This window comes from Halorubrum sp. SP3, assembly GCF_005435195.1.
GTDB lineage: Archaea > Halobacteriota > Halobacteria > Halobacteriales > Haloferacaceae > Halorubrum > Halorubrum sodomense.
Map to the genome: position 1 here is coordinate 1 of NZ_SGTU01000812.1, position 214 is coordinate 214.

General features: G+C 72.9%; 1 protein-coding gene. It reads right to left on the reverse strand.

All coding sequences use genetic code 11. The features are described 5' to 3' along the window. Positions 1 to 214, reverse strand: a 214-nt coding sequence (locus EXE42_RS18295) for an N-acetyltransferase (RefSeq protein ID WP_137707157.1), incomplete at both ends; no start/stop codon positions are given.

Below are 214 nucleotides of genomic sequence, written 5' to 3' on the forward strand. Positions count from 1 at the left end.
GATGCGGCGGATCACCTCGAAGCCGAGGTGCTCGTAGAAGCCGAGCGCCCGCCGGTTCGTCGTGCGGGCGTGGCACGTGACCGACCGGTGGTTCGCCGCGACGTCGGCGACGAGCCGCTCGGCGTGACCGCGGCCGCGGTGGTCCGGGTCGACGGCGAGAAAGAGGATGTAGCCGTCGCGCCGGACGGAGGCGAACGCGACGAGCCGGTCGTTC